The sequence below is a fragment of the Pyxidicoccus sp. M6 genome, from assembly GCF_055568925.1.
On sequence record NZ_CM145714.1, the window covers coordinates 3,602,403 to 3,623,751 of the forward strand.

At 69.6% G+C, this 21,349-nt stretch carries 17 protein-coding genes; 12 read left to right on the forward strand and 5 right to left on the reverse strand.

What is annotated here, in order from left to right:
• The first annotated feature begins 144 nt into the window (after nucleotides 1-144).
• Nucleotides 145-2,370: a M3 family metallopeptidase gene (locus tag ACVTJA_RS14910; protein ID WP_465837033.1), complete on the forward strand. Its 2,226-nt coding sequence runs from the start codon at nucleotides 145-147 to the stop codon at nucleotides 2,368-2,370.
• Between the two features lie 49 nt (nucleotides 2,371-2,419).
• Here ACVTJA_RS14910 and thiD read toward each other — a convergent pair whose 3' ends face one another.
• On the reverse strand, nucleotides 2,420-3,238 hold the full coding sequence (gene thiD, locus ACVTJA_RS14915; RefSeq protein WP_465837034.1) for a bifunctional hydroxymethylpyrimidine kinase/phosphomethylpyrimidine kinase: 819 nt from the start codon (nucleotides 3,236-3,238) through the stop codon (nucleotides 2,420-2,422).
• A 241-nt stretch (nucleotides 3,239-3,479) separates the two neighbouring features.
• Here thiD and ACVTJA_RS14920 point away from each other — a divergent pair, with 241 nt between their 5' ends.
• A complete protein-coding gene (locus ACVTJA_RS14920; protein ID WP_465837035.1) occupies nucleotides 3,480-3,968 on the forward strand; it encodes a hypothetical protein in 489 nt (162 codons plus the stop codon).
• Between the two features lie 13 nt (nucleotides 3,969-3,981).
• Here ACVTJA_RS14920 and ACVTJA_RS14925 read toward each other — a convergent pair whose 3' ends face one another.
• The gene (locus ACVTJA_RS14925) at nucleotides 3,982-5,769 is read right to left on the reverse strand and encodes a glycosyl hydrolase family 18 protein (protein ID WP_465837036.1); all 1,788 of its coding nucleotides are present in this window, start codon (nucleotides 5,767-5,769) and stop codon (nucleotides 3,982-3,984) included.
• Between the two features lie 203 nt (nucleotides 5,770-5,972).
• Here ACVTJA_RS14925 and ACVTJA_RS14930 point away from each other — a divergent pair, with 203 nt between their 5' ends.
• The 3 genes from ACVTJA_RS14930 (at nucleotide 5,973) to ACVTJA_RS14940 (ending at nucleotide 10,966) form a co-directional block, all read left to right on the forward strand.
• Nucleotides 5,973-7,433, forward strand: coding sequence for a M20 family peptidase (locus ACVTJA_RS14930; RefSeq protein WP_465837037.1), 1,461 nt, complete (start codon nucleotides 5,973-5,975; stop codon nucleotides 7,431-7,433).
• A 237-nt stretch (nucleotides 7,434-7,670) separates the two neighbouring features.
• On the forward strand, nucleotides 7,671-9,404 hold the full coding sequence (locus tag ACVTJA_RS14935; RefSeq protein ID WP_465837038.1) for a DUF4215 domain-containing protein: 1,734 nt from the start codon (nucleotides 7,671-7,673) through the stop codon (nucleotides 9,402-9,404).
• A gap of 107 nt (nucleotides 9,405-9,511) precedes the next feature.
• Nucleotides 9,512-10,966 (forward strand): tetratricopeptide repeat protein, encoded by a 1,455-nt coding sequence (locus ACVTJA_RS14940; protein WP_465837039.1) that lies wholly within the window; start codon nucleotides 9,512-9,514, stop codon nucleotides 10,964-10,966.
• A gap of 9 nt (nucleotides 10,967-10,975) precedes the next feature.
• On the opposite strand, the gene ACVTJA_RS14945 is transcribed toward ACVTJA_RS14940, so the two are convergent.
• The 3 genes from ACVTJA_RS14945 to ACVTJA_RS14955 all read right to left on the reverse strand — a co-directional run bounded on the left by ACVTJA_RS14945 (nucleotide 10,976) and on the right by ACVTJA_RS14955 (nucleotide 13,472).
• Nucleotides 10,976-11,776: a carbonic anhydrase gene (locus ACVTJA_RS14945; protein WP_465837040.1), complete on the reverse strand. Its 801-nt coding sequence runs from the start codon at nucleotides 11,774-11,776 to the stop codon at nucleotides 10,976-10,978.
• A gap of 10 nt (nucleotides 11,777-11,786) precedes the next feature.
• Nucleotides 11,787-12,503 (reverse strand): hypothetical protein, encoded by a 717-nt coding sequence (locus ACVTJA_RS14950; protein ID WP_465837041.1) that lies wholly within the window; start codon nucleotides 12,501-12,503, stop codon nucleotides 11,787-11,789.
• 159 nt (nucleotides 12,504-12,662) lie between these two features.
• A complete protein-coding gene (locus ACVTJA_RS14955; protein WP_465837042.1) occupies nucleotides 12,663-13,472 on the reverse strand; it encodes an SAM-dependent methyltransferase in 810 nt (269 codons plus the stop codon).
• Nucleotides 13,473-13,710: 238 nt separating this feature from the next.
• Between ACVTJA_RS14955 and ACVTJA_RS14960 the strand changes: the two genes are divergently transcribed.
• The 7 genes from ACVTJA_RS14960 (at nucleotide 13,711) to ACVTJA_RS14990 (ending at nucleotide 21,309) form a co-directional block, all read left to right on the forward strand.
• Nucleotides 13,711-14,853 carry an ABC transporter substrate-binding protein gene (locus tag ACVTJA_RS14960; protein ID WP_465837043.1) on the forward strand — a complete coding sequence of 381 codons (1,143 nt, stop codon included), beginning with the start codon at nucleotides 13,711-13,713 and terminating at the stop codon, nucleotides 14,851-14,853.
• Nucleotides 14,854-14,878: 25 nt separating this feature from the next.
• On the forward strand, nucleotides 14,879-15,901 hold the full coding sequence (locus ACVTJA_RS14965; RefSeq protein WP_465837044.1) for an ABC transporter ATP-binding protein: 1,023 nt from the start codon (nucleotides 14,879-14,881) through the stop codon (nucleotides 15,899-15,901).
• 3 nt (nucleotides 15,902-15,904) lie between these two features.
• A complete protein-coding gene (locus tag ACVTJA_RS14970; protein ID WP_465837045.1) occupies nucleotides 15,905-16,864 on the forward strand; it encodes an ABC transporter permease in 960 nt (319 codons plus the stop codon).
• Nucleotides 16,854-17,681, forward strand: a complete 828-nt coding sequence (locus ACVTJA_RS14975; RefSeq protein WP_465837046.1) for an ABC transporter permease — start codon at nucleotides 16,854-16,856, stop codon at nucleotides 17,679-17,681. The genes ACVTJA_RS14970 and ACVTJA_RS14975 overlap by 11 nt, the downstream gene beginning before the upstream one ends.
• A gap of 75 nt (nucleotides 17,682-17,756) precedes the next feature.
• Complete coding sequence (locus tag ACVTJA_RS14980) at nucleotides 17,757-19,181, forward strand: gamma-aminobutyraldehyde dehydrogenase (protein WP_465837047.1); 1,425 nt, start codon at nucleotides 17,757-17,759, stop codon at nucleotides 19,179-19,181.
• Nucleotides 19,182-19,198: 17 nt separating this feature from the next.
• Complete coding sequence (gene gabT / locus ACVTJA_RS14985; RefSeq protein ID WP_465837048.1) at nucleotides 19,199-20,467, forward strand: 4-aminobutyrate--2-oxoglutarate transaminase; 1,269 nt, start codon at nucleotides 19,199-19,201, stop codon at nucleotides 20,465-20,467.
• A 176-nt stretch (nucleotides 20,468-20,643) separates the two neighbouring features.
• A complete protein-coding gene (locus ACVTJA_RS14990; RefSeq protein ID WP_465837049.1) occupies nucleotides 20,644-21,309 on the forward strand; it encodes a hypothetical protein in 666 nt (221 codons plus the stop codon).
• Nucleotides 21,310-21,349 lie beyond the last annotated feature (40 nt).

The window sequence follows — 21,349 nt, forward strand, 5'->3', positions numbered from 1 at the left end:
GGAGGAGAGCGGCGGAGACTCGGGAAGAGGGGGGCAGGCGGGCGTGTTGGGGGCGCCGCGATTCCGTCCTACGTTTCGCGCCGGGCCGCCGCCAGGCTCCGCCCCCACCAGACAGCCACCCTTTCGTTGGGAGACCCCCTTCTCATGCGTAAGCTCCTCTTCGCCGGCGCCGGCATGGCCGTGCTCGCATCCGCCGGTTGCGCAACGACGGCGCCCCCGCTCGCCCAGGAGTCCCGGAACATGGCTTCCGCCCCGTCCGCCCCCGCTGCTGCCGCTCCCGCCTCCACTCCCGCTGCGTCCAACCCGCTCCTCGCGAAGTGGTCCGGCCCCCACGGCGGCGTGCCGCCCTTCGCCGACGTGAAGGTGGAGCACTTCAAGCCCGCACTCGAGGCGGCCATGGAGGAGAACCGCCGGGAAATCGCCGCCATCGTCAACACGTCCGCCCCGCCGACCTTCGAGAACACCATCGTCGCGCTGGAGGCCACGGGGAAGACGTTCAACGACGTGGAGACGCTCTATGGCGTGTGGAGCTCCACCATGGCCACGCCGGACTTCCAGGCGCTCCAGCGGGAGATGGCGCCGAAGCTCGCGGCCTTCGAGGACGAAATCTACCAGAACGCGGGGCTCTTCCAGCGAATCGAGGCCGTCTACAACTCGCCCGACAAGGCGAAGCTGACGCCCGAGCAGCAGCGGCTCACGTGGCTGCACTACACGCGCTTCGCCCGCTCGGGCGCGAAGCTGGACGCGGCGGCGAAGCAGAAGCTGGCCGCCATCAACCAGCGGCTCGCGTCGCTCTACACGTCCTTCAGCCAGAATGTCCTGGCCGACGAGGAGGGCTACACCGTCGTCCTCGAGTCCGAGGCGGACCTCGCGGGGCTGCCCGACTCCGTCCGCGCCGGCGCCGCGGCCGCCGCGAAGTCCCGCAACCTCGAGGGCAGGTGGGTCATCACCAACACGCGCTCCTCCATGGAGCCGTTCCTCACGTACTCGGCCCGGAGGGACTTGCGCGAGAAGGTGTGGCGCAACTACGTCAACCGCGGCGACAACGGCGACGCGCGCGACAACAACGCCAGCATCGCCGAGGTGCTGAAGCTGCGCGCCGAGCGCGCGAAGCTCCTGGGCTACGCGACGCACGCGCACTGGCGCCTGGAGAACACCATGGCGAAGACGCCCGAGCGCGCCATGGAGCTCATGGAGGCCGTGTGGAAGCCCGCCGTGGCCCGCGTCCACGAGGAAGTGCGGGACATGCAGGCCGTGGCGGACAAGGAGGGCGCGAAAATCAAGATTGAGCCCTGGGACTACCGCTACTACGCGGAGAAGGTCCGCAAGGCGAAGTACGATTTGGACCAGAACGAGGTGAAGCCCTACCTGCAGTTGGAGAAGCTGCGCGAGGGCATGTTCTGGGTGGCGGGCGAGCTGTTCGGCTTCGCCTTCACGCCGGTGACGGACGTGCCCGTATACCACCCGGACGTGCGCGTCTGGCAGGTGACGGACAAGGCGAGCGGCCGCCACGTGGGGCTCTGGTACTTCGACCCGTACGCGCGCCCCGGCAAGCGCTCCGGCGCGTGGATGAATGCGTACCGCAACCAGGAGCGGTTCCGCGGCGAAGTCACCACCATCGTCTCCAACAACTCCAACTTCGTGAAGGGCGCGCCCGGTGAGGCGGTGCTCATCAGCTGGGAGGACGCCTCCACGCTGTTCCACGAGTTCGGCCATGCGCTGCACGGGCTCAGCTCCAACGTGACGTACCCGTCGCTGGCGGGCACGTCCGTGGCGCGCGACTACGTGGAGTTCCCCTCGCAGCTGCTGGAGCACTGGCTGTCCACGCCCGAGGTGCTCAACACCTACGCGCTGCACTTCCAGACGGGGAAGCCGATTCCCAAGGCGCTGGTGGCCCGAATCGACAAGGCCGCCACGTTCAACCAGGGCTTCGCCACGGTGGAGTACCTGTCCAGCGCGCTCATCGACATGAAGCTGCACCTGGCGGGGGACAAGCCCATCGACCCGGACGCCTTCGAGCGCGACACGCTGAAGGCGCTGGGCATGCCGAAGGAAATCGTGATGCGGCACCGCACGCCGCAGTTCGGCCACGTCTTCGCGGGCGACGGGTACTCGGCGGGCTACTACAGCTACCTGTGGTCCGACACGCTGACGGCGGACGCCTTCGAGGCCTTCACCGCAGGCAAGGGCCCCTACGACAAGTCGGTGGCCGAGCGGCTGCGCAAGAATGTCTTCTCCGTGGGCAACACGCTGGACCCGGCCGAGGCCTACCGCGGCTTCCGCGGCCGTGACGCGGGCATCGACGCGCTGATGCGCAAGCGCGGCTTCCCCGTGCCCGCCTCGAAGGCGCAGGCGAAGGACGTGAAGTAGCCAGGCCCGCGGTGAGGGGCCTCCGGGAGGCAGGGCACTTCCGGAGGCCTCAGCCGTCCAGCGGGAAGAAGTGGCTGAAGGGCCCGGCGCCCCGGCCCAGGGGCAGCGGGTGCTCGAGCGCGGCGGTGACGTAGTCCTTGGCGCGCCGGGTGGCGTCCAGCGCGTCCCGCCCCAGCGCGAGGTGCGCGGCGAGGGCCGCCGACAGCGTGCAGCCGGTGCCGTGCGTGTTGCGCGTCTCCACCGAGCGCAGGTGCAGCGTCTCCAGGCGCTCTCCGTCGAACCAGACGTCGGTGCCGCGCAGGGCGCCCGCCATGCCGCCGCCCTTGACGAGCACCGCGCGGGGGCCGAGCCGGTGGATGCGGCGCGCGGCCTCCTGCATGTCCTCCAGCGTGTGCAACTCCATGCCCGCCAGCAACTCCGCTTCATGGCGGTTGGGCGTGACGACGAGGGCCAGCGGCAGCAGCAGGGACTTCAGCGCGCCCACGGCCGCGTCGTCGATGAGCCGCGCGCCGGCCCGGGACACCATGACGGGGTCCACCACCACCGGCCCCAGCTTCCATTCGCGCAGCCGTCCGGCCACCGCGGTGATGATGTCCGGGTTGACGAGCATGCCCGTCTTCACCGCGTGCACGCCGATGTCCGTGGCCACCGCGTCGATTTGCGCGGCGACGGCGGCCGCGGGCAGCACGTCCACGCGGGTGACGCCCAGCGTGTTCTGCGCGGTGACGGCGGTGAGGGCGCTGGTGCCGTGGACGCGGTGGAAGGCGAAGGTGCTCAGGTCGGCCTGGATGCCGGCGCCCCCTCCGCTGTCCGAGCCGGCGATGGTGAGCGCGGTCGCGACGGGCCTGTGATTCTCCATGGTCGCCATGGTGGGCCAGCGCTCCGGCAAGGGCCAGCGATTCGGAGTCCGGGGCCAGATATCACCGGGCCGGCAAGACTTCCCGAGCCGGAGACGCCGCGGCGGCACGCGCCAGGTACGGGGTGCCCCCAGGGGACAGTGCGGAGGTTGCTTTCAGGACCCGGTGCGGGGCCGCACTGACTTCAGCCTTCGAGGCACTCCCCAAATGGCAGACATGCTGTAGCTTTCCGGCCTCGCGGGAGGGAGCTCCATGCTGAAGACTGTTCGCAGGTTCGGGATGCCGGTGCTGCTGGTGGGGGCCGTGGCGGGGCTGTCCGCGTCCGCCAGGGAGCGTCCCAGGCCGAAGTGCCTGAAAGTCACCGGCACGCTGACGAGCGCCGTCAGCACGGGCCCCTGCGCGAGCCCGGTGGGCCTCTGCGCGGCGGGGGAGTACAAGGGGGACGGGCTGCTCAACGGGCGGACGCATTTCGTCGCCGACTCGCTCCAGCCGGCCGCGCCCACCGAGGCGCCGACGACGCTCGTCTACTCCGGGCTGCTCACCCTCTACACGAAGCGCGGCACGCTGACGACGCGCGACACCGGCATCCTGGACACCGCCAACGGGCTCATCGGGGCGCGGGACATCATCGTCAGCGGCACCGGCATCTTCGAGGGGGCCACCGGCTACATCCTCTTCCAGGGCACCGGCACCTCCCCCTTCGTCAACGAGGCGAGCGGGGAAATCTGCCTCCAGCGCTGACGCCGCCCGCGGCTCACGGGTCCAGGAACGCGCGCTTCACGGCCTGCAGCAGCGGGTCCCTCTTCCCTTCCGCTTCCTGGGGCAGGTGGCCCTGGTTGATGGTCCACAGGATGGTGCCCCCCAGGCCCTGCTCGCGCGCGAAGCGGCCCTTGGCGGCAATGGACTGGGCGTCCTCGTAGGAGACGTAGTTGCAGTGGCCGGGGCCGTACGCCTGTGTGAAGGACAGGTACGGAGAGCGCGCCGGCCCGTCCCAGCGGTAGGCCTGGGCCTCGTAATAGTGCGTCATGATGTTGGTGAAGCTCATGGCGTTGTCGCTCTGCCCCTCGACGACGTCGCGCCGTCCGTCGAGCGGCGTGCGCGGCTCCGTCACGCCCTGCCAGCACGTGCCGAAGAAGCCGATGCCCATGCCCAGCCGCCCCGCGGGGACGCCCGCCGCGAGGTAGCCCTTGATGGAGCTGGAGACGGAGCTGGGCCGGTTGGGCGCCTCGTCCGTGAGCGCGCTGGAGTGCCAGCTCTCCCAGCTGCCCCAGTTGCCGCTCATCTTGTAGGACATGATGTTCATCTGGTCGACGCGCGCCGCCAGCTGCTTCACGAATTCCGCGCGGGCCCTGCTCATGCCGAAGTTGGCGTTCACCCAGTCCACCGGCACGGTGAGGATGATGTCCGGCCGCGCCGCGCGCAGGTCATCCAGCAGCGCCAGGAGCGGCGCGCCGTCGTCCGGCTCGGGTGGGACGCCCTCGGGAGTCTCCGCGGCCAGGACGATGGGCTCCCAGTCCACGTCGATGCCGTCGTAGCCCAGCTCGTCCATCAGCTTGATGAGGTTCTTCACCAGGATGGGGCGCGACTCGTCGGTGGTGGCGGTCCGGAAGTGGTCGTGCTCGCCGAAGCCGCCCAGCATCATCAGCGCCTTGCGGCCCTGCGCGTGGGCCCGCTCGGCGAGCGCCTTCGCCAGGACGGGGCCCTCGTACTCGGTGATGTCCAGGTCCGCGCTCACCGTGCCCCAGTGGCCCGGCTTGAAGCGGCCGACGACGAGGTGGGTGATGCCGGACAGGTCCACCCGCTCCACCGGGAGCAGCGAGCGCTGGTAGCCCATGTAGTAGCCGGACACCCAGCTCGCCGGCGCGCCGCCCGGGTGTGGCCGCACCACGGAGGTGACGGCTTCCGGGCCGTCTCCCACCTCGTTGGTGGCCACCACCTTGAAGCGGTAGGGCACGCCGTTGGCGAGGCCCGGAATGCTGGCGCTCGCGGCCGGCGCCTCCACCGTCACCGTGGCGCCGCTCGGCTCCACCGTGATGCGGTAGGAGCCCAGGGGCCGCCCGCCGAAGCTGGCCGGGGCCAGCCAGCTCACGAAGGCCTCGCCGTTGCCCGCCGTTGCGCGCACCGAGCGCGGTTGGCCGGGGATGGTGGGGTTGGCCACCTCGGCGCCGGCGCGGGGCGTCACGGACTCGGAGGGAACGGAGGTCGGGCCCTCGCCCTTCTCATTCACCGCCGTGACTTTGAAGAGGTAGGGGAAGCCGTTGTTGAGGCCGCGCACCGTGGCCTGCATCGTGTCCGCGGCGACGATGGCGCCGCCGCACGCCGGCTCGCAGCGGACCACGTAGTACATGAGCGGGTTGCCGCCGTCCGTCGTGGGCGGTGTCCACCTCACCAGGGCCTCGGCGTCCGCCGCGTCGGCCGTCACCGCCGACGGGGCTCCGGGCAGCCCCGGGTCGTCCGCCTTCCCGCCCCCGCAGCCACCCAGGAGCGCCCCCAGGAGGAGCGGGAACGCCCCCCACCGGTTCGTCATGGACTGATTCTTCATGGACCCACCCCTCGGAGAGGTGCCGTATATACGAGCCCTGCCTGACACCGACAGTGGAAAATTGAATAATTGGAGTTATCCGGGATTCCGCGCTTGAGTTGTCCTGGCGCCAATCTCGAAGCCTGAGAATTCAGGGGCTTCGAAGCTGGGACGCGTGGCCCTGCTACCGTACGGAGCCCCGAGTCGCCTTCGCGAGCCCGCTGATGAAACGTCTATTCCTGTTTTCCTTGTTGGGCATCACCCTGCTGGCGGGTGTCCTGGTGACTCGGACCCTGTCGCTGGCTTCGCGCCAGGTGGCTTCGGAGGCCCCGGCGCCCTTCTCGGTGGACGCGGACGGGGCAGCGGCGCGGCTCGCGGGGGCGCTGCGGCTGAAGACGGTGGCCGCGTCGGACGGGGTGCCCGCGGACGACGCCGCCTTCGAGGCGCTGCACGCGTACCTGCGCGAGCACTTCCCCCGCGTGCACGCGTCGCTGAAGCGCGAGGCGGTGGGCCGTCACTCCGTGCTCTACACGTGGCCGGGCACGGACGCCTCGCTGCGCCCGGTGCTGCTCATGGGGCACCTGGACGTGGTGCCGGTGGAGCCGGGCTCGGAAGGGGCCTGGACGCGCCCGCCCTTCAGCGGCGACGTGGTGGACGGGTACGTCTGGGGCCGGGGCGCGCTGGACGACAAGGTCAGCGTGTTGGCCATGCTGGAAGCGGTGGAGGCGCTGCTCGCGGCGGGGCACGCGCCGAAGCGCACCGTCCTCTTCGCCTTCGGCGGGGACGAGGAGGTGGGCGGCCATGACGGCGCGGAGGCCACGGCGAAGCTCTTGCGCGAGCGCGGGGTGAAGCTGGAGTCCGTGCTGGACGAGGGCGGCATGGTGCTGACGGGCACCGTGCCGGGCGTGCCGGCGCCGGTGGCGCTGGTGGGCGTGGCGGAGAAGGGCTTCGTCAGCGTGGAGTTGGTGGTGGAGGGGGAGGGCGGCCACTCGTCCATGCCGCCGAAGCAGACGGCGGTGGGAGTCCTCAGCCGGGCCATCTCACGCCTGGAGGAGTCTCCGATGCCGGCGGAGCTGCGCGGCGGCAGCCGGGCCCTCTTCGAGTTCCTGGGGCCGGAGATGCCCTTCGGCCCGCGGCTCGTCTTCGCCAACCTGTGGCTCTTCGAGCCGGTGGTGGTGCGGCAGATGAGCGCGCAGCCGACCACCAACGCGGCGGTGCGCACCACCACCGCGGCCACCATGTTCGAGGGCAGCGTGAAGGACAACGTGCTGCCGGCCCGCGCCCGCGCGGTGGTGAACTTCCGAATCCTCTCCGGCGACACCGTGGAGGGTGTGCTCGCGCACGTGCGCCGCGTGGTGGATGACGCGCGCGTGAAGGCGGGCACGCTGTCCTTCCAGAGCGAGCCCTCGCCGGTGTCGCGCACGGACTCGGAAGGGTGGGGCGTGCTGCAGAAGAGCCTCCGCCAGGTGTTCCCCGACGCCCACGTCGGGCCGTTCCTCATGGTGGGCGCCACGGACGCGCGCTACTTCACGGCCCTGAGCGACAGCGTCTACCGCTTCACGCCCCTGCGCCTGGAGCGCGCGGACCTCGCGCGCCTCCACGGCCGCGACGAGCGCGTGTCCGTGCAGGGCTACGCGGACGCCGTGCGCTTCTACGCTCAATACCTTCGCAACGCGGGGAGCTGAAAACACGCGAATGCAGATGTCCCCGGGTGGCTGTCACGCCCGCATGCAGAGCAGGGAAGCCGTGGTTGCCTGCTTCTGCTTCATGGGTGTGCATGTGGGCGCGCGTCACTCGGAAAGGCCACAAGTCCGCTCGTCCTGCACATGTATGTGAATCCTGCACCGTGACGAGGTTTTTCGAGGGGCGGGGGCGCGCGGACGGATTGACACATGCTTCAAGCACTTTCAGCATCTGTGTTCATGCTGACCCCCCTCAGGCCTACTTCCCGATATGCGAGACTTGTTCTCGCTTCTCTCTTCTTCGCGCTCGCTGCCTGTGGCGGCGATGGTGGCTCCGCCAAGCCGGACGGCGGCGGCAACCCGGACATCGACGCCGGCACGGACGGCGGTGTGACGTGTGGCGATGGCACGCGCCAGTCCAACGAGGCGTGTGACGACGGCAACACGGTGAGCGGCGACGGCTGTAACGCGGCCTGCTCCGAGGTGGAGCCGGGCTGGTCCTGCGACACCGCGGGCGAGGCGTGCGTGCGCACCGAGGGCTGCGGCAACGGCAAGGTCGAGGCGCCCGAGAAGTGTGACGACCGCAACATCACCTCCGGCGACGGCTGCAGCAAGGAATGCACCGTGGAGCCCGGCTACAACTGCCCGCTGTCCGGTGGCCGCTGCCGCGCGGCGCAGTGCGGTGACCGCATCATCGCCGGCGAGGAGGAGTGCGAGGACGGCAACACGGTGGCCGGCGACGGCTGCAGCAAGGAGTGCCGTCTGGAGGACGGCTACAAGTGCCCCACCGTCGGCCAGGCCTGCCAGACCATCACCTGCGGCGACGGCAAGATTGAAGGCACCGAGCAGTGCGATGACGGCCCCATCAAGGTCCACGACATGGGCGACGGCTGCTCGCCCACGTGCAAGAAGGAGCCGGAGTGCACCGACGGCGTCTGCAAGTCCGTGTGCGGCGACGGCGTGATGCTGCCCAACAGCACGGCCGAGCAGTGCGACGACGGCAACACCCGCGCCAACGACGGCTGCTCGGCCACGTGCAAGCTGGAGGAGGGCTTCGCCTGCACCGTCGTCACCGAGGACCCGCCGGCCAAGGTCACCATCCCCACCGTCTACCGTGACTTCCGCGGCAATGACCTGGCGGCCACCGCCACCCTGCCCAAGGGGCACATCGACTTCGAGAACGCGAACAACTCAGAGTTGGGCATCGTCGCGGCGACCCTGGGCTCGAACGGCAAGCCCGTGTACGCGAAGGATGGCGTGAGCTCCGCCACCACCCATGGGAGCACGGCGTTCAACCAGTGGTACACGGACGCGGACAAGGTCAACAAGAGCCTCGTCGGGTTCCTGGAGCTGACCCACCAGGCCGACGGCTCGTACGTGTTCGACAATCCGGCCTTCTTCCCGCTCGACAACGCGGGCTGGGTGGCCTCGAACGAAGAGCCCCGGCGCAACAACAATCACAACTTCAGCTTCACCAGCGAGGCCCGCTACTGGTTCGAGTACAAGGGCACCGAGGTGCTCACCTTCCGCGGTGACGACGACGTCTGGGTGTTCATCAACAAGAAGCTCGCGCTGGACCTGGGCGGCGTGCATGGCGCCCAGGATGGCAGCATCACCCTGTCCCAGAAGGCGACCGACCTCGGCCTCAAGGTGGGCGGCATCTACGAAGTCGTGGTGTTCCAGGCCGAGCGCCACACCACCGCGTCCTCGTACAAGCTCACCCTCAACAACTTCGTCACCCGTCGCACCGTGTGCACCGCCACCTGCGGCGACAGCATCGTCGACAAGACCAAGGGCGAGGAGTGCGACGACGGCGTGAATGACGGCGGCTACGGCCAGTGCGCCCGTGGCTGCGTGTGGGGCCCCCGCTGCGGCGACGGCACCCTCCACCCCGAGGGTGGCGAGGAGTGCGACGACGGCAACACCACCAACCGCGACGGCTGCAGCGCCACCTGCAAGCTTGAGATTGGCTGAGCGCACAGGGCCCGGCCTCTCATGAGCAGGAGGCCGGGTCTCCTGGGACTCCCGAGCAGGGGAGCAGTCGTAGCCCGGGGACCGTCTGCTATGGTCCCCGCGCTTTGATGGCTTCCCGTCCGTACTTCCGTCTCTCGGCGCTCGTGTTGCTCGTGCTGGCCGCCCCCGCCTGGGGAGCGGCCACGCGTCCGGCATTGCCTCCGGAGGCGGAGGTGATGGCGATGCTTCGGCAGCTCGAGACGGCCCGCGCGCAGGGGAAGTCTCGCGCGCTGGAGGACGACTTCGACGAGCAGGCCCGCACGCGGCCGCGAGACTCCATGCCTCGCGTGTACCGGGCGTGGCTGACCTTCCCCACCGACGCGTGCTGGAACGAGCTGAAGGCGCTCTCCACGCTGTACCCGGAGAACCCCTGGCCGCACGTGGGGATGACGCTCATCTACGTGCGCTGGGGGATGCTGGCGGAGGCCCGCGCGGCGCTCGCCTCCCTGCAGCGCGAGCGGCCCGGCTTCGCGCCCGCGCTCTGGGCCGAGGCGGTGGTGCTCCAGGCGGAGCGCAAGCCGGCGGACGCGGAGGCGCGCTTCCGCGAGGCGCTCGCGAAGCTGGACGCGCCGCAGATTCGCACCGCGCTGGGGCTCTTGCTCGCCCAGCAGCCGGGGCGCGAGGCCGACGCGCGCGCGGAGCTGACGCGCGCGGTGGAGGGCTGGCCGGAGCAGCCCGAGGCCCTGAAGACGCTGGCGAGGCTGGCCCAGGCGGGCAACGACGTGCGCGCCGCCGCGGTGGCGGGGGACAAGCTCGTCGCGCTGAAGCCGCGCGACAGGGAGGCCCACCGGCTCCAGGCCGGGCTGTGGCTGGCGGCGGGGGAGAAGGAGAAGGCCGCGGCGTCGCTGGAGCGCTACGTGGCGCTGGGCGGCGCGGAGCCCGCGTCGCTGACGCAACTGGCGCGGCTGTACCAGGAGCTGGGCCGGGCGGCCGACGAGGAGAAGGCCCTGGGGCGCCTCATGGAGGCGGACCCGAAGGACGCGGAAGCCGCGCTCCGCCTGTCGGAGCTGGCCGAGGCGCGGGGCGACGCGGCCGGCGCGGAAGCCTTCCTGGTGAAGGCGTCCGAGCGGGCGCCGGAGCGCGGCGACATCCACGTGCGCCGGGCGCGAATGGTGTTGAAGCAGGAGCGCTTCCAGGACGCGCTGGACGCATACCGCGCGGCGCTCGCGGCCCCGGAGCGCCGGGTGCCGGAGGCGGAAGGGGAGGCCGCCGCGCTGGTGAAGCGCTTCCGCCTGCCCGCCACCCCGGCGAAGGGGACGCCGGACCAGATATACAGCCGCGTCTCCCTGGGGCTGGTGGCGCTCTACATGGAGCGGCTCAAGGAACTGCCCGACTTGAAGGGCAACCTCAAGGTGCGCGTCCAGGTGGATGCGTCCGGACGCGCCACGCAGGTGCGCGTGCTCCACGACAGCCTGAAGGACGCGCTCATCTCCGGCCACGCGCACTTCGCCTTCCTGGACGCGCAGTACCCGCCAGGAATCGAAGCGCCGGTGTTCCAGTACGTCTTCCGCCCGCCGAAGTGACGCGCGCGCTCACTCGCCGGTGAGGTCGTAGATTTGCTGGATGTTGCGCAGCGTCTCGCGGAAGTCGAGCTTCAAATCCTTGATGAGGCCGTTGCGCAGGTCGAAGACCCACGAGTGCACGATGGGGAAGCCCTTCTTGAGGTAGCACTTCTGCACGGCGGCCGTCTTGATGATGTTGATGCTCTGCTCCAGGACGTTGAGCTCCACCAGCCTGTCGTAGCGCAGCGCCTCGTCCTTGAAGGCGTCCAGCTCCGCCTTGTGCATGCGGTACACGTCGCGGATGTTGCGCAGCCACGGGTTGAGGATGCCCAAATCCTTGGGAACCATCGCCGCCTTCACGCCGCCGCACCCGTAGTGGCCGCAGACGATGATGTGCTTCACCTCGAGCGTCCGCACGGCGTAGTTGATGACGGACATCACGTTGAGGTCGACGTTGTTGACGAGGTTGGCGACGTTGCGGTGGACGAAGACGTCCCCGGGCGCCAGGCCCATGATTTGGTTCGCCGGCACGCGGCTGTCGGAGCAGCCGATGTAGAGGAAGTCCGGACGCTGCTCGACGGACAGCCGGGCGAAGTACTCCGGGTCCGTCTTGAGCTGCTCCTCCGCCCAGCGGCGGTTGTTCTCGAAAATCTGCTCGTAGGGCGTCACGCTCGGATGGTTCCCGTTGCTCGGGTGCGGCCCATTCCGCACCGGCCGCGGCGCGCCGTGGGGCGTCGCGGCGGGGGCACCCTCGCACGGGAGGGCGCGGCGGGGAAGGGACGTCCCGTCCGGTGGCGGCCCCATCCCGGGCGAGGCCGCCACGGACGTCATCCAGGGGACGTCACTCCTCCACGGGAGCGCCGCTGCCGCCGTAGCCCTGGGCCTGGTTCTTCAGCCGCTCCCACTGGACGCGGGCCTGCTGCTCCTCGCGCGACTGCGAGTCCACGCGCTGGCGGGCGTCCTCCACCCGGCGTTGGGCCTCCGCGAGCTTGGAGGCGAAGTCCGCCTCGGAGAGCTGCTCGGCGCGCACGTCGCCGTGCTGCTTGAGGGCCAGGTACTCCGCCTGGTTCAGCCGCGCGTCGGCGACCTCCAGCTCGCGCTGCCGGAGTTGCTTGCGCGCATCCAGCGCTTCAATGGACTGCTGGCGCCAGTTGACCTGGGCCTGGGCGGCGGTGACGCCCGTCTCCGAGTTCGTCAGCTCGGCCCTGGCCCGTTCGATGTCCGCGCGCTGGCCGGTGGCCTCGGCGGCCTGCAGGGCGGCCTTGTTCGCATCGCGACGCAGCTTGGAGGCGTCCGCGTTGCGGCGGGCCACCTGCAGCGAGCGCTCCGCGTCCTGCAGCGCCACGTCCGCCCGCGTGACTTCATCCTGGGCCCGGCGCCGCTCTGACTGCGCGGCGCGCACGTCCCCCAACTGCTCCTCGGGGACGCGGGCCAGCCATGACTCGTCCACCTTCGCCGCGCGGGTGGAACCGCAGCCGACTCCCATGCCTCCCACGACGCTCAGGGCGGCTCCCAACACCACCGCCCCCAGCACCCGACGCCTTCTCGCTTGGAACATGCTCGTGTCTCCTTGCCGTTTGCGCGCGTTACCTGCCGGACACGGTAGTCACGCGAGCGGGGACGCCGTGCGGAGGGATGGCCGCACGGCTGCCCCACGGCCGGGTGCATGTCTTTTCCGCCCGGGGCCCGGGGCCCGGAGGGCGGGCGGCCGGGCGCCTCAGCGCTTCTCGAGGATGACGGCGTAGAACTCGATGCCAATGCCCTCGCGGTCCTCCTCGGTGATGTAGCCGGACGGCTTGCCGAGGAACTCGCTCACGGGCACCACGCCCATGCGGTCCTGGGACCAGGGGCCGCACAAGTCGAGGTACTCGGGCAGCGAGTAGAGGTGGAAGGACTCGCCCATCTTCTGGAACATGCCGACGAACTGCTCCCACTTCGGCGTGGACAGGCCCGCCTCCTTCGTCTCGAAGGTGGTGAAGAGCTTGGAGCCCGGCTCGGCCCAGTCGTAGAGGTCCCTGAAGAACTTCCGGTTCTCCTCGGCGGAGAGGAAGACGGTGATGGCGTTGGCGCCGAAGGCGACCTTGCGGTGGCCCTCCAGGAAGGACTCCACGTCGGGCCGGCGGAGGAACTCGCCCGCGCCGCGGATGTCACATTCCATGTACTTCACGCGCGGGCTGTCGCCGAGCAGATGCCGCGCCGAGTCGATGGTGAGCGGGTTGATGTCGCTGTAGAGCACGCGTGCGTCCGGCATCACCGTGTGCACGTGGTCCGCGGTGGGCAGGCCCGAGGCGAAGTCCACCCAGTACTTGAAGCCGTCCGCGGCCATGCGCCGGGCCGCCGTCTGGAGGCAGCCGCGCAGCATGCGCACCCACTTCCGCGTGGAGGGCACCATCGAGAACATGTACTCCGCCGCCTGGCGGTCGGCCTCGAAGTTGTGCGTACCGCCCAGGGTGTAGTCGTAGATGCGGGACGCTTCCGGGACGTTCGGGTTGATGCCTGGCACGCTCGCCAGTTCGTTGGAATCCATGATGTCTGTCTCCGAGGGGACTGGAGACCTCATCGTACGTCCCCAGCCGCTCCGTGCGCCGTGAATTCTCCGTCCGGGAAAAGGGGTGGCCCGCGGTGGACGCGGGGTGAAGCACCCTGCACGGGCCCGCATGGCAGGCCGCCTGAAGCCTGACACCCGGACGGGGCGCCTCTTTGCCAGTCAGGGGCGCTCCTCTAGAGTCCTCTCGCGGTAATCGCCAACGGGGAGGGAAATCCGCATGCTGAAGCATCTCGCAGTGGGTGCAGTGTTGGTTTCGGCGACGCAGGCCCTGGCCGCTCCTCCGCAGAAGCTGGGCAAGCCCGAGGGGCAGGTCAACATCATCGCCTGGCCGGGCTACATCGAACGCGGCGCGACGGACAAGAAGTACGACTGGGTGACGAAGTTCGAGAAGGACACCGGCTGCAAGGTGAACGTCAAGACGGCGGCCACCTCGGACGAGATGGTCTCCCTGATGAACCAGGGTGGCTATGACCTCGTGACGGCTTCGGGCGACGCCAGCCTCCGCCTCGTGCACGGCAAGAAGGTGCAGGAAATCAACACCGCGCTGGTTCCCTCGTGGAACACGGTGGACGCGCGGCTGAAGGACGCGCCGTGGCACACGGTGGAGGGCAAGCACTACGGCGTGCCCTACCAGTGGGGCCCCAACGTGCTCATGTACAACACCAACGTCTTCAAGACGCCGCCCACGTCGTGGGCGGTGGTGTTCGAGGAGCAGAAGCTGCCGGACGGCAAGTCCAACAAGGGCCGCGTGCAGGCGTACGACGGGCCCATCTACGTGGCGGACGCCGCGCTGTACCTGATGAAGAAGCAGCCGGAGCTGGGCATCAAGGACCCGTACGAGCTCAATGACAAGCAGTACGCCGCCGCCACGGCGCTGCTACGCAGCCAGAAGGCGCTGACGCACCGCTACTGGCATGACGCCACGGTGCAGATGAGCGACTTCAAGAACGAGGGCGTCGTCGCGTCCAGCTCCTGGGGCTACATGGTCAATGCGCTCCAGGGCGAGAAGCAGCCCGTGGACTCGGTGATTCCGCAGGAGGGCACCACGGGCTGGGCGGACACCACGATGATGCACGTCGGCGCCAAGAATCCGGTGTGCGCCTACAAGTGGATGGAGCACTCGCTCAACAAGGACCTGCAGGCCTCGCTCGCCGAGTGGTTCGGCTCCAACCCGGTGGTGCCCGAGGCCTGCAAGACGAAGGCGCCGGGCGGCACGGACTTCTGCAAGACGAACGGCTTCGAGCGCTTCTCGCAGGTGCACTTCTGGAAGACGCCGGTGGCCAAATGCGCCAGCCAGGGCACGTGCGTGCCGTACAGCCGCTGGACGCAGGACTACATCGCCATCATGGGCGGCCGGTAGTCACGCAACGCCTCGGGGACACGCCATGAACGGCACCGCCGTCGAGCTTCGCAATGTCAGTCGTCACTACGGCGCGGTGCGCGCCGTGGATGGCGTGTCCCTGTCCATCCAGGACGGTGAGTTCTTCTCCATGCTGGGTCCGTCCGGCTCGGGGAAGACGACGTGCCTGCGCCTCATCGCCGGCTTCGAGCAGCCCACGGCCGGCAGCCTCCTGTTGCACGGCCAGGAGGCCGCCGGCCTGCCGCCGTACGAGCGCGACGTCAACACCGTGTTCCAGGACTACGCGCTCTTTCCGCACATGAGCGTGCTGGAGAACGTGGCCTACGGGCCGAAGGTGAAGGGCGTGGCGAAGGCGGTGCGCCAGCGCGAGGCGGAGGCCGCGCTGGAGATGGTGGCGCTCGCGGGCTTCGGCTCGCGGAGGCCGGGGCAGCTCTCCGGCGGCCAGCGCCAGCGCGTGGCCCTGGCGCGCGCCCTCATCAACAAGCCGCGCGTGCTGCTGCTGGACGAACCGCTGGGCGCGCTGGACCTCAAGCTGCGCGAGCAGATGCAGGCGGAGCTCAAGTCGCTCCAGCGCCGGCTGGGCATCACCTTCGTCTACGTCACGCACGACCAGGGCGAGGCGCTGTCCATGTCGGACCGGGTGGCCGTCTTCAACCAGGGCCGGATTGAACAGGTGGACACGCCGCGCAACCTCTACGCGAAGCCGCGCACCGTCTTCGTCGCGGGCTTCGTGGGCACGGCCAACGTGGTGAAGGGAGACCTGGCGCGCCGGCTCACCGGCAGCGAGCAGCCCTTCTCCGTGCGCCCCGAGCACCTGCGCTTCACCCATACCGCGGAAGGCAACCGGGTGAGCGTGGAGGGGAAGCTGATGGAGGTGCAGTACCACGGCGCCACCAGCCGCTATGAGGTTCACGTCGAGGGCAACCAGGTGCTCACGCTCAGCCTGCTCAACGGCGAGGCGGACGAGGCGGCCCTGCCGCGGCGCGGCGACACGGTACGCGTGGCCTGGGCCCGCGAGGCGATGGTGCAACTGGAGCAGGGAGGGTAGGGCGTGGAGACCTTGCCCACCATGGCGCTGCCCGCTCCCTCGCGTCCGCGCTCGCGCCTGTCGCGGGCCGTGGCGAACGTGCTCTACCGGCACGGCACGCTGTACCTGTTGCTGCTCCTGACGCCGCCGCTGCTGTGGTTCGGCGGGGTGTACCTGGGCTCGCTGCTGTCGCTGCTGGTGCAGAGCTTCTACACCTTCGACGACTTCACCATGGGCGTGACGCCCGACTTCACGTGGGCCAACTACACGGCGCTCGTAGACGCGGCCAATCACGACATCGTCCTGCGCACGCTGGGCATGGCGGGCGCGGTGACGGTGGCCTCGGCGCTGCTCGGCTTCCCCGTGGCGTACTACATGGCCCGCTACGCCACCGGCTGGCGCAAGGGCTTCTTCTACATCGCCGTCATGCTCCCCATGTGGGCCAGCTACATCGTCAAGGCCTACTCGTGGACGGTGCTCCTGTCGAAGGGCGGCATCGTCTACTGGACGGTGGAGCGGCTGCACCTGATGTCCGCGCTGGAGTGGGTGCTGGAGCTGCCCGGCGTGGGCGGCTCGTCGCTGTCGACGTCGAACCTCGGCCGCTTCCTCGTCTTCACCTACGTGTGGCTGCCGTTCATGATTCTGCCCATCCAGGCGGCAATCGAACGCGTGCCCGCCAATCTGTTGCAGGCGGCGGCGGACCTGGGAGCGCGGCCGGCGCAGTCGTTCCGCACGGTGCTCTTGCCGCTGGCCTTCCCGGGCGTGGTGGCGGGCTCCATCTTCACCTTCTCGCTCACGCTGGGGGACTACATCATTCCCCAGCTGGTGGGCCCGCCGGGCCTCTTCATCGGCAACATGGTGTACACGATGCAGGGCTCCATCGGGAACATGCCCATGGCGGCGGCCTTCACCGTGGTGCCCATCGCCATCATCGGCGTGTACCTCACGGTGGCCCGCAGGCTGGGAGCCTTCGATGCGCTCTGAAGCCCGAAGGGACGACGGGCCCCGCGGCCCGCTTTGGCTGCGCGTGCTGGCCTACGGCGGGCTGGTGTTCCTCCACTTCCCCATCCTCATGCTGGGGCTGTATGCCTTCAACACCGAGGAGAGCGCGTTCAGCTTCCCGCTGAAGGGGCTCACCCTGCGCTGGTTCCACGAAGCCGCCGAGCGCGAGGACGTGCTGGCCGCCATCCAACTGTCATTGCAGGTGGCGCTGGCGGCCACGGCGCTGGCGCTGGTGTTGGGCACGCTGCTGGCCGGAGCGCTGTACCGCCGCCGCTTCTTCGGCAAGGAGGCCATCAACCTGATGGTCATCCTGCCCATCGCGCTTCCTGGCATCATCACCGGCATCGCGCTGTTGTCCGCGTTCCGGTTGGCGGAGGTGTCCCCCAGCTTCTGGACGATTGCCGTGGGCCACGCCACGTTCTGCGTGGTCATGGTCTACAACAACGTGGTGGCCCGGCTGCGGCGCATGCCGCACAGCCTGCTGGAGGCCTCCGCGGACCTCGGCGCGGACGGCTTCCAGACGTTCCGCCACGTGGCGCTGCCGCAGATGGCCACGGCGCTGCTCGCCGGTGGCATCCTCGCCTTCGCGCTCAGCTTCGACGAGCTCATCGTCACCACCTTCACCGCGGGGCAGGAGAAGACGCTGCCCATCTGGCTGTTGGACCAGCTGGGCCGGCCGCGCGACGTGCCGGTGACGAACGTGGTGGCGCTGTGGGTGATGCTCATCACCGCCATTCCCATCCTCGTGGCCTGGCGCCTCACGCGCGGCACGGAGGACGTGGCCGGCAGCAGCAGGTGACTTCTCGCGGCCAGGGTGGCCGCGGCGAGCAGGGCAGGGCGGCCACGGTGGCCGCATGAAACAGGGGAGGACCGCATGGACGGCAAGCTGTTGATTGGTGGCGAGCTGGTACAAGGCGAGGGCCCGGCGGAGGAAGTCCTCAACCCGGCGACGGGCGAGGTGCTGGCCCGCGTTCCCGAGGCGTCCCTCGCGCAAATCCAATCCGCGGTGCGCGCGGCGGAGAAGGCCTTCCCCGGCTGGTCCCGCACGCCGCCGAAGGACCGTGGCGCGGTGCTGCTGAAGCTGGCGGATGCCATTGAAGCGCAGGGGGCGGAGTTTGCCCGGCTGGAGTCGCTCAACTGCGGCAAGCCCTACGCGCTGGCGCTGGCGGACGAGATTCCCGCCGTGGCGGACGTGTTCCGCTTCTTCGCGGGCGCGGTGCGCACCATGCAGGGCGCGGTGGCCGGCGAGTACGCCCCGGGCTACACGAGCATGATTCGCCGCGACGCGCTGGGCGTGGTGGCCTCGATTGCGCCGTGGAACTACCCGCTGATGATGGCGGCGTGGAAGCTGGGCCCCGCGCTGGCCGCGGGCAACACCGTGGTGCTCAAGCCCTCCGAGCAGACGCCGCTGACGACGCTGAAGCTGGCCACGCTCATGGCCGGCCTCTTCCCGCCCGGCGTCGTCAACGTCGTCACGGGGCGCGGTGAGTCCGTGGGCGCGCCGCTCATCCGCCAGCCGCAGGTGCGCATGGTGTCGCTGACCGGCGACGTGGCCACCGGGCAGAAAGTCCTGGAGGCCGCCTCGCAGGGCGTGAAGCGCACGCACCTGGAGCTGGGCGGCAAGGCGCCGGTCATCGTCTTCGACGACGTGGACCTGGAGTCGGTGGTGGCCGGCATCCGCACGTTCGGCTTCTACAACGCGGGGCAGGACTGCACGGCGGCGTGCCGCATCTACGCGGGCCGCCGCGTCTACGACAAGCTGGTGGCGGACCTGTCCGCCGCCGTCGCGTCCCTCAAGGTCGGCGAGCAGGAGGCCGCGGGCGTGGAGATGGGCCCGCTCATCACCGAGAAGCAGCGCCAGCGCGTGGCGGGCTTCGTGGAGCGCGCCGCGGATTTGAAGCACGTGGAAGTCACCGTGGGCGGCAAGGTGCGAGGGACGAAGGGCTTCTTCTTCGAGCCCACCGTGGTGGCCGGCGCGAGGCAGGAGGACGAAATCGTCCGGCGCGAGGTGTTCGGCCCGGTGGTCTCCGTCACGCGCTTCGAGGACGAGGAGCAGGCGATTGCCTGGGCCAATGACTCGGACTACGGCCTGGCGTCCTCGGTGTGGACGAAGGACCTCTCCAAGGCGATGCGCGTGGCGGCGCAGCTCCAGTACGGGTGCACGTGGGTGAACTCGCACTTCATGCTGGTGAGCGAGATGCCTCACGGCGGCGTGAAGCGCTCCGGCTACGGCAAGGATTTGTCCATGTACGCGCTCGAGGACTACACGGCCGTGCGCCACGTCATGGTGAAGTTCTGAGCGGGGAGGGACTGGACATGAAGGACAACGCCAACCTGTTGCGCCGCAAGGACGCCGCCACCCCGAGGGGCGTGGGCGTCATGGCCCCCTTCTTCGTGGCGCGCGCGGAGAACAGCGAATTGTGGGACGTGGAGGGCCGCCGGTACATCGACTTCGCCGGAGGCATCGCGGTGCTCAACACCGGTCACCGCCACCCGCGCGTGGTGGAGGCCGTGCGCGCGCAGCTCGATTCCTTCACGCACACCGCCTATCAAATCGTCCCGTACGAGAGCTACGTGACCCTGGCCGAGCGACTCAACCAGCTCGTGCCCGGTGCGCACGCGAAGAAGACGACGTTCTTCTCCACGGGCGCGGAAGCGGTGGAGAACGCGGTGAAGATTGCGCGCGCCGCCACGGGCCGGGGCGGCGTCATCGCCTTCACCGGCGCCTTCCACGGGCGGACGATGATGGGCATGGCGCTCACCGGCAAGGTGGTGCCCTACAAGACGGGCTTCGGCCCCTTCCCGCCGGAAGTCTTCCACGTGCCCTTCCCCATGCCGCTGCATGGGGTGGGCGTGGAGGACTCGCTGAAGGCGCTCCAGTACCTGTTCAAGGCGGACATCGACCCGAAGCGCGTGGCCGCCATCATCATCGAGCCCGTGCAGGGCGAGGGCGGCTTCTACGTGGCGCCGCCGGAGCTGATGCGCGCGCTGCGCAAGGTGTGTGACGAGCACGGCATCCTCCTCATCGCCGACGAAATCCAGACGGGCTTCGGCCGCACCGGGCGCTGGTTCGCGATGAACCACCACGACGTGGCGCCGGACCTGATGACGCTGGCGAAGTCGCTGGCCGGAGGCTTCCCGCTGTCCGCGGTGACGGGGCGGGCGGACGTGATGGACGCGCCGGCTCCGGGCGGCCTGGGCGGCACCTACGCCGGTAGCCCCATGGCCATCGCCGCGGCGCACGCGGTGCTGGACGTCATGCAGGAGGAGAAGCTGGTGGAACGGGGAGATCGGCTCGGCGCGCAGCTCCGTGAGCGGTTGTTGGCGCTCAAGGCCCGCCAGCCGCGCATGGCCGAGGTGCGGGGCCTGGGCGCCATGCTGGCCGTGGAGTTCTGCCAGCCCGGCGGCAACACCCCGGACCCGGACTTCGCGCAGCACGTACGCACGCGGGCGCTGGAGCGCGGCCTCTTGCTGCTCACCTGCGGCGTGCACGCCAACGTCATCCGCTTCCTCTTCCCGCTCACCATCCCCGACGCTGTCTTCACCGAGGCGTTGGGCATCCTCGACGGCGTGCTGGTGGGCTGACGCCCGGCGCGGCGCCTGGAGGGCGGGAAGGGCACCGTCAGTCACGTCACGGACACCGGTGACGGACTCCTTCGCGAGGGAAAGGGCCGGGGCAACTCCCTCGGACCTGGCCACCGCGGGAGTCCGTCCCCCGACCCGTGGACATTGCCCAGGGGGACCTCGTCCTGGAGGTTCTCATGTCCAAGTTCGTGCAGGGCGTCATCACGCTCGCCTTCTCGCTCGCGTTCCCCATCGCCGCGGCGCTGACCCTCAGCGCCGTCACGAAGGGGGCCTTTCCGCCATTGATTGCCCTCGCCATCGGTGGTGGCTTCGGCCTGCTCTACGGGCTCGAGGCGGCCATCCTGAACATCTACGATTTGGAGTCGGGGCTCGGCTGGTTCGAGATGATTGTCGACCTGAGCTGGAGCCTGCCCAACACGATGTTCGGCTTCGTGGTGGGCAACATCATCTACATCTTCTTCGGCGCGCCCTCGCGCTCGAACTCGGAAGGGCAGGCGTGGATCAGCTTCGCCCCGCGAAGCTCCGGTGGCTTCGGAAGCAAGGTGCTCCAGACGCTGGGCACCGTGAACCTCGGCGGCGCGGGCCAGCACGAGCGGCAACACCTGCTCCAGGCGCGAATCCTCGGTCCGGCCTACATGCCCTTCGTCGTGGCCTCCTACATCGTCACCGGCACCATCCAGATTGTCTGGACGCTCGTCTTCGGCTGGTGGCTCGCCCTCGTGGGGGTGCGCGACAAGGCCTGGTTCGAGCCGCCGGCCGTCTCGGCGGTGGGCGGCTTCTTCGGTTGGATCTACTTCGCGACGCCGCTCGAGCTTCTAGGGTACGGGCTTGGTAACCCTTGAACGCTCGCTTGTCATTCAAACCACGCTTCAAATTTACGTA